Annotated in this window: 6 protein-coding genes; 1 reads left to right on the top strand and 5 read right to left on the bottom strand. The window is 63.3% G+C overall.

Annotation, left to right across the window (positions count from 1 at the left end):
- Positions 1-159: 159 nt before the first annotated feature.
- The 5 genes from HX839_RS14710 to HX839_RS14690 all read right to left on the bottom strand — a co-directional run bounded on the left by HX839_RS14710 (position 160) and on the right by HX839_RS14690 (position 6,442).
- Complete coding sequence (locus HX839_RS14710) at positions 160-933, bottom strand: enoyl-CoA hydratase/isomerase family protein (protein WP_008431696.1); 774 nt, start codon at positions 931-933, stop codon at positions 160-162.
- Positions 930-2,087 (bottom strand): citronellyl-CoA dehydrogenase, encoded by a 1,158-nt coding sequence (gene atuD, locus HX839_RS14705; RefSeq protein ID WP_087695085.1) that lies wholly within the window; start codon positions 2,085-2,087, stop codon positions 930-932. Before atuD ends, HX839_RS14710 begins: the two co-directional genes overlap by 4 nt.
- Positions 2,088-2,158: 71 nt before the next feature.
- Positions 2,159-3,775: a geranyl-CoA carboxylase subunit beta gene (gene atuC, locus HX839_RS14700; protein WP_177067243.1), complete on the bottom strand. Its 1,617-nt coding sequence runs from the start codon at positions 3,773-3,775 to the stop codon at positions 2,159-2,161.
- Between the two features lie 3 nt (positions 3,776-3,778).
- Positions 3,779-4,651, bottom strand: a complete 873-nt coding sequence (locus HX839_RS14695; RefSeq protein WP_177067242.1) for an SDR family oxidoreductase — start codon at positions 4,649-4,651, stop codon at positions 3,779-3,781.
- A gap of 12 nt (positions 4,652-4,663) precedes the next feature.
- Complete coding sequence (locus HX839_RS14690; protein WP_177067241.1) at positions 4,664-6,442, bottom strand: acyclic terpene utilization AtuA family protein; 1,779 nt, start codon at positions 6,440-6,442, stop codon at positions 4,664-4,666.
- A 154-nt stretch (positions 6,443-6,596) separates the two neighbouring features.
- On the opposite strand from HX839_RS14690, the gene HX839_RS14685 reads away from it, so the two are divergent.
- Positions 6,597-7,220: a TetR/AcrR family transcriptional regulator gene (locus HX839_RS14685; RefSeq protein WP_177067240.1), complete on the top strand. Its 624-nt coding sequence runs from the start codon at positions 6,597-6,599 to the stop codon at positions 7,218-7,220.
- Positions 7,221-7,312 lie beyond the last annotated feature (92 nt).

Genomic DNA, 7,312 nt, shown 5'->3' with positions numbered 1-7,312 from the left:
CCCACGGTCCAAAGCCGGAGTGAGGGCACACCGAGCCTAGGCGAGGTGCCGAGTGGTGGGGCAAGAGCGTTTTGGTTACTTTTGCGCTTTTCAAAAGTGACCCGCTGTAAGAGCGGAACCCATAGTCGCCATTACAAAAATAACGGATATGCCCCCGATTCATCGCGCCCACCCCGGCCTGCGCTTCTGCACAAACGCCTGAGTCCCCTCAACCCCTTCCTCACCACAAACCGCCTCGGCAAACCACTCGGCAGCCTGGTCCAACAACGGCCCCAAAACCTGCTCACCACTGGCCAGCAGCAACGCCTTGGTCCGCGCATTAGCCCCCGGAGCACACCGCAAAACCTGCCCCAACACCTCATCCAGCCGCTCCGCCAACGCCTGCGGATCGTGCTCCACAAAATGCACCAACCCCAACCGCAGCGCCTCAACCCCATCAAACCGCGCCGCCGTCAAAGCCAGCCGCCGCGCCTGGGTCAGCCCGATACGCTTCACCACGAACGGGGCAATCTGCGCCGGCAACAACCCAAGGCCGGTCTCCGGCAACCCAAACTGCGCCTGATGATCCGCAATCGCCACATCACTGACACACACCAACCCAAACCCGCCGCCCAGCACGGCACCCTCAAGCACCACAATCACCACCTGCGGCAGCGCCTCCACTTCCTGCAACAGCGTACCGAACGCCCGGTTCAACGCCTGCAAGCCGCCCGCGGCTCCCGCGCGAGCCATGTCCTTCACATCGCCACCGGCCGAAAAATGCCCACCCGCGCCGCTGATAACCAACGCCCGCACGCTCTTGTCCCCAGCCACATCGGCCAGTACCGCACGCAGTTCGTTGACCATTTCCAGGCTCATGGCATTGCGGCTGTCCGGCCGATTGAGGGTCACATGCAGCACCCCGTTATGCGGTTCCAGCAACAACGTGTTCACGACTTTCTCCCCGGCAGGGTGCCCATCAATTTACAGATGATCCCCAGCATGATCTCGTCCGCCCCACCACCAATCGACACCAGCCGCACATCGCGATAAGCCCGGGCCACCGGGTTGTCCCACATGAACCCCATGCCGCCCCAATATTGCAGGCAACTGTCGCTGACTTCCCGGCCCAGGCGGCCGGCCTTGAGCTTGGCCATGGAGGCCAGGCGCGTCACGTCCTGGCCCTTGATGTACTGCTCGGTGGCCTGGTACACCAGCGCCCGCAGGCATTCGATTTCGGTGGACAGTTCGGCCAGGCGGAAGTGGATCACCTGGTTGTCGATCAGCGCCTTGCCGAAGGTCTTGCGTTCCTTGCAGTAATCGATGGTGCTGTCGATGCAGTACTCCAGGCCCTTGACCATATTGGCCGCGCCGAACAGCCGCTCTTCCTGGAACTGCAGCATCTGCATCATGAATCCCGCACCTTCATGGCCGATGCGGTTGCGCTGAGGGATGCGCACGTCGTCGAAAAACACCTGGGCGGTTTCCGAGCTGTGCATGCCGAGCTTTTCCAGGGGCGGGCTGACGCTGATGCCGGGGGTGTTCATCGGCACCATGATCAGCGACTTGTTGATGTGCGGCTTGTCGTCCGAGGTGTTGGCCAGCAGGCAGATAAAGTCGGCACTCGGGGAGTTGGTGATCCACATCTTGCTGCCGTTGATCACGTAGTCGGTGCCGTCCTTGCGGGCATGGGTTTTCAGCCCGGCCACGTCGGAGCCGGCGCCGGTTTCCGAGACGCCGATGCAGCCCACCTGTTCGCCGCTGATGGCCGGGCGCAGGAATTCTTCGCGCAATTCATCGGAGCCGAAGCGGGCGAGGGCCGGGGTGCACATGTCGGTCTGCACGCCGATGGACATCGGGATGCCGCCGCAGCGAATGCTGCCGAACTCTTCGGCGGCGACGATCGAGTAGCTGTAGTCGAGGCCCATGCCACCGAATTTTTCCGGCTTGGAAATACCCAGCAAACCGAGGTCGCCGGCCTTGCGGAAGATCTCGTGGATCGGAAAGCGTCCGGCCTTTTCCCACTCATCCACATGCGGGTTGATCTCGCGCTCGACAAAGCCACGGACGGTGCGACGCAGTGCTTCGTGTTCCTGGGTGAAGATCATTTTTATTGTTCTCCCTATGGGGACGCGGGGCGTCCCGGGCTGCATTCCCACGCGGGGCGTGGGAACGATCATCAAAACCGCGCTGCACCAAAGCTGTTGGGCTGTAGTTGCCGCACCTCGGCCTCGTGGCAGATGTCCAGCAGAAACCCGAGCAAGGTTCGTGTATCACGTGGATCAATCAGCCCGTCGTCCCACAGGTTCGCGCTGCCATAAAGGGCGGTGGACTGGCTGTCGAGTTTCTGTGCGGTGACCTGTTCGAGCATGTCGAGCACCTTGGGGTCGGGCACCAGGCCGTCTTTCAGTTGCTTGGCTTCGGTGACGATCCGCAGCACCTTGCCCGCCTGGGCGCCGCCCATCACGGCGGTGCGACTGTTGGGCCAGGCGAAGATAAAACGCGGGTCGAGCCCACGGCCGCACATCGCATAGTTGCCGGCACCATAGGAGCCGCCGACGACGATGGTCAGTTTCGGCACCCGGGCATTGGCCACCGCCTGGATCATCTTCGCGCCGTGCTTGATCACGCCTTGCTGTTCCGACTCGGTGCCCACCATGAAGCCGGTGGTGTTGTGGAAGAACAGCAGCGGTGTCTGGCTCTGGTCGCACAGCTGGATAAATTGCGCGGCCTTGCTCGCACCCTTCGGGGTGATCGGCCCGTTGTTGCCGATAAAGCCACAGGCCCGGCCTTGGATATGCAAGTGGCCGCAGACGGTGTGCGGGTCGAACTCGCCCTTGAACTCCAGGAAGTTGGAAGCATCCGCCAACCGCGCGAGGATTTCGCGCACGTCGTAGGGCTTTTTCGGATCGTCGGGGATCAGCCCCAACAGCTCGTCAATCGGGTACAGCGGCTCGCTGTAAGCGCGCTTTGGCACAGGCGGCAAGCGGTCATCCCACGGCAACAGGCTGACAATCTCACGCACGATGCGCACACCGTCAGCGTCGTTTTCCGCCAGGTATTCAGCGGTGCCGGCGGTTTGCGCATGCATCTCGGCGCCGCCCAGTTCTTCATCGGTGGCGACTTCGCCGGTAGCGGCCTTGAGCAGCGGCGGGCCGGCCAGGAACAGCTTGGCCTTGCCACGCACCACCACCACGTAATCCGAAAGACCCGGCTGATAAGCGCCGCCCGCCGTGGCCGAGCCATGCACCACGGTGATTTGCGGCAAGCCCATGGCCGACATCCGCGCCTGGTTGGCGAAGCTGCGGGCGCCTTCGACGAAAATCTCGGCGGCGTAGTTGAGGTTGGCGCCGCCGCTTTCTGCCAGCGTCACCACCGGCAGTTTGTTTTCCATGGCGATCTGTTGCAGGCGCAGGGATTTTTTCAGGCCCGAGGGGGAAATGGTCCCGCCCTTGATCGCGCTGTTGTTGGCCACCACCAGCATGCGCACGCCGCTGACGTAGCCGATGCCGGCGATCAACCCGCCGCCAGCGGCGCTGCCGTCCTTGTCATCGTGCAGTTTGTAGCCGGCCAGGCTCGCCAGTTCGAGGAACGGCGCGCCGGGGTCGAGCAATAAATTCAGGCGTTCCCGTGGCAGCAGTTGCCCGCGCTTGTCGAACCTGGTCTTGGCTTCGGCGGCCTTGCCCAGCAGGTTTTGCTCCAGCTGGCGCAATTGATTGACGCCCGTGAGCATCGCTTCGCGGTTCTGCGCGAATTGCGGGCTGTGGGCGTCGAGTTGCGAGTCGATCACCGGCATGGCTTATTTCTCCTCCTTGAGCACGTCCGGCAAGTAAGCCCGGTGGAAACCATTAAAGGACACGCTCGGCGGTTGCGCCTTGTGCAGCGGCCAGGCGCGGCTGCCCAGGCTGGCGGCGCCGTCGATGCGCAAGGTGCTGCCGCTGACGAACGCGGCGGCGGGGCTGAGCAAGAACACAATCGCCGCGCTGACTTCCGATTCGGTGCCGATACGCTTGAGCGGTACATGCTCGCGCAAGGTCGGGATCACCGCCTTGAATGCGCCTTCGTAGGTGTCCATGCCGCTGGAGGCAATCCAGCCCGGCGCCACGGCGTTGACCCGCACCCCCGCGTAACCCCATTCAACGGCGGCGGTCTTGGTGAAGTTGTCCATGCCCGAACGTGCCGCACCGGAGTGCCCCATGCCGGGCATGCCGCCCCACATGTCGGCGAGCATGTTGACGATGGATCCGCCGTGCTTGCTCATGCTCTGGTTGAACACTTCCCGGGCCATCAGGAAACCGCCCACCAGGTTGGTGCGCAACACGGTTTCAAAGCCCTTCTGGTTGATCGACGCGAGCGGCGAGGGGTACTGGCCGCCGGCGTTGTTCACCAGGCCATGGATCGGGCCGTGCTCCTGCAGGACCTGGCCGACCAGCGCCTTGACCGCGTCTTCATCACGAATATCGCAGGCCTGCCAGCTGGCGCGACCGCCGTCCTCACTGATCTCCGCGGCCACCGTTTGCAGTTTTTCCGGCTTGCGCCCCACCAGGATCACATGGGCGCCGAGGGCTGCCAGCTCGTGGGCGGTGCAACGGCCAATGCCACTGCCGCCGCCGGTAACGATGATGGTCTGCCCCTGGAACAGGTCGGCTTTGAAGATCGAGTCGAAGGCCACGGCGCGGGTCCTTTAAGTGAATTGATCGGCAATGTGCTGCGGCACGGCAATCGGGATTTCCAGCAGTTGCTGGGCGAAGGCCTTGCCTTGGGGATCGATGCGCAGGCTGGCAATCCCGCCGCCACCCAGGGCGTTTTCCAGCAGGAAGTTCAGGCTGTGGCTGCCGGGCAAATACCAGCGCTCGACGCGGCCGTGGATCGGGTCGAGCACGTGGCTCATCCAGTCGACGATCACTTCGGGCGTCAGTGCCTCGGCGATCCACGGCAGGTAGTCGGGCTCGCGGGCGATCACCCCGATGTTGCTGTGGTTGCCCTTGTCGCCGGAGCGGGCCACGGCCAGCTTGACCAGCGGCACGTTGGCGTCGGCGCGGCCTTGGGGTTTGGGCGGATCGATCAATGCGATCGAGGTGTTCAGCGGTTTGGCGACGGGCAATTCGCAGGCATGCCGTTCGCCAAGGAAGTCGACGTGCAATTGGCAGGCGCTTTTATCGATCAGGAATGAAAACAACCGAATCAGCGGGTACACCGTGGGTCGCCCGCCGACGATCCCGGTGAGCCCCGGCGCCATGCCGGTGGCCGCCTGGGCAATCTCCCGGGCGAACAGCACCAGCGCCTGTTTGCTGGGGTGACGCACCGCCAGTTTCACCACCACTTCGCGGCAGTCCTGGCGTTGGGCATGGGGGCCGTAGGTGGCTTCGCTGCCCAGCAGTTCGATGTTGATGTCGGTGTAGGGCGCCCAGCCGCGCTGGCTGAACAGCTCTGAGGTCTTGTTGATGATCGCCTGGCTGACTCGTTCGGCCTTGGCCACCGCGTCGATCCCGGCGATCAGGCAACTGGCGGTGCAGCGAAAACCATCCGGGTAGGTGGCGCTGACCTTGTATTGGTCGGTGGGCGGCAGGCCCTTGGCGCCGTGCAGATGCACGCGGTTTTTGCCTTGTTGCCGGAGCTTGACCTGGCTGAAGTCGCAGATCACGTCGGGCAACAGGTAGGCGCGCGGGTCGCCGATTTCATACAGCAGTTGCTCGGCGACGCTCAGTTCGCTGATCAGTCCGCCGGTGCCCTCGACCTTGCTGACGGTGAACTGGCCGTCGGCACTGACCTCCACAATCGGGAAACCGATGTGTTCGTAGTCCGGCACCTCCCGCCAATCGGTGAAGTTGCCGCCGGTGCACTGCGCGCCGCATTCGATGATATGCCCGGCCAATGCCGCCTGGGCCAGGCGGTCGTAGTCCTGCCAGGACCAGTCGAACTCATGCACCAGCGCCGCGCTGACCACCGCGCTGTCCACCACACGGCCGGTGATGACGATATCGGCACCCAGCTCCAGCGCCTGCACGATACCGGGCGCGCCGAGGTAGGCGTTGGTGGATACGCACATCGGCGGAAAGGGCGCGCCGCTGAACATGTCGGTGACGCCGTGCAGTTGCTTGAACTGCGGTTGCAGGTCATCCCCCAGCAGTACGGCGATCTTCAACGGGATTCGGGCCTGGTCGCAGGCCGCCTGCAACGCGGCGGCGCAGGCCTGGGGGTTGATCCCGCCAGCGTTGCTGATCACGCGGATGCCCTGGCGCTGGATATCCGCCAGCAGCGGCGTCAGCACCTCGACGAAATCCGTGGCATAGCCGGCCTGGGGGTCTTTCATTCGCGCTCCGGCGAGGATCGACAGGGTGACTTCCGCCAGGTAGTCGAACACCAGGTAATCCAGTGTGCCGCCGTGCACCAACTGCGCAGCGGCGGTGCAGGTGTCGCCCCAGAAGGCGCTGGCGCAGCCGATGCGTACCGTCTTGTTCATGGGGCGTCCTTCCTCTGGTTTGCTGATACCAACACTACCAAGCAAGCGCTTGGTTTGTAAACTCTGGTCATAACTTTGCCCCAAGCGCTTGCTTGGTTGGCTGCCACGGCCTAAATTGCCGCCCAAGACGTAACCAGAAGTTAAGGAGAGCAGCATGGATGAGCAAAAAGCCCTGCGGGTGATGCGCACCATGGTCGACGCCGGCCAATTGACCGACCCCGACAGTGCCCGTGGCAAGCTGCTGCAAACCGCGGCCCACCTGTTTCGCAACAAGGGTTTTGAGCGCACCACCGTGCGTGACCTGGCCGGCGCGGTCGGGATCCAGTCCGGCAGCATCTTTCATCACTTCAAGAGCAAGGACGAAATCCTGCGGGCGGTGATGGAGGAAACCATCCACTACAACACCGCCCTGATGCGCGCTTCCCTGGCCGAGGCGAGCAACGTGCGCGAGCGGGTGCTGGCGCTGATTCGTTGCGAATTGCAGTCGATCATGGGCGGCAGTGGCGAGGCCATGGCGGTGCTGGTGTATGAATGGCGTTCCCTGTCGGCCGAGGGCCAGGCCCAGGTGCTGGCCTTGCGCGATATCTACGAAGAGATCTGGTTGCAGGTGCTGAGGGAGGCGAAAAACGCCGGTTACATCAAGGGCGATGTGTTTATCACGCGGCGTTTCCTGACGGGCGCCTTGTCCTGGACCACCACCTGGTTTCGCGCCCAGGGCAGCATGACCCTGGAGCAACTGGCCGACGAAGCCTTGCTGATGGTGTTGAAAGCTGACTAGCCCTTTCGCGCAAGCTATTAATTGTGTGGCAGAAAGTTGTCTCGATAGACAAAAACGCCTAGCTTAGCGGGATCAAAGTTTTCGACGGTGTG

It is taken from the genome of Pseudomonas sp. I8001, from assembly GCF_013385345.1.
Lineage (GTDB): Bacteria > Pseudomonadota > Gammaproteobacteria > Pseudomonadales > Pseudomonadaceae > Aquipseudomonas.
Note: the sequence above shows the minus strand (reverse complement) of the source record. Positions and strands in the feature narration are given on the sequence as shown.

What these genes read in the sequence shown, in the direction of transcription:
- atuD (WP_087695085.1), bottom strand. Translation starts at nt 2,087, where the DNA reads ATGATCTTCACCCAGGAACACGAAGCACTGCGTCGCACCGTCCGTGGC.
- atuC (WP_177067243.1), bottom strand. Translation starts at nt 3,775, where the DNA reads ATGCCGGTGATCGACTCGCAACTCGACGCCCACAGCCCGCAATTCGCG.
- HX839_RS14690 (WP_177067241.1), bottom strand. Translation starts at nt 6,442, where the DNA reads ATGAACAAGACGGTACGCATCGGCTGCGCCAGCGCCTTCTGGGGCGAC.
- HX839_RS14685 (WP_177067240.1), top strand. Translation starts at nt 6,597, where the DNA reads ATGGATGAGCAAAAAGCCCTGCGGGTGATGCGCACCATGGTCGACGCC.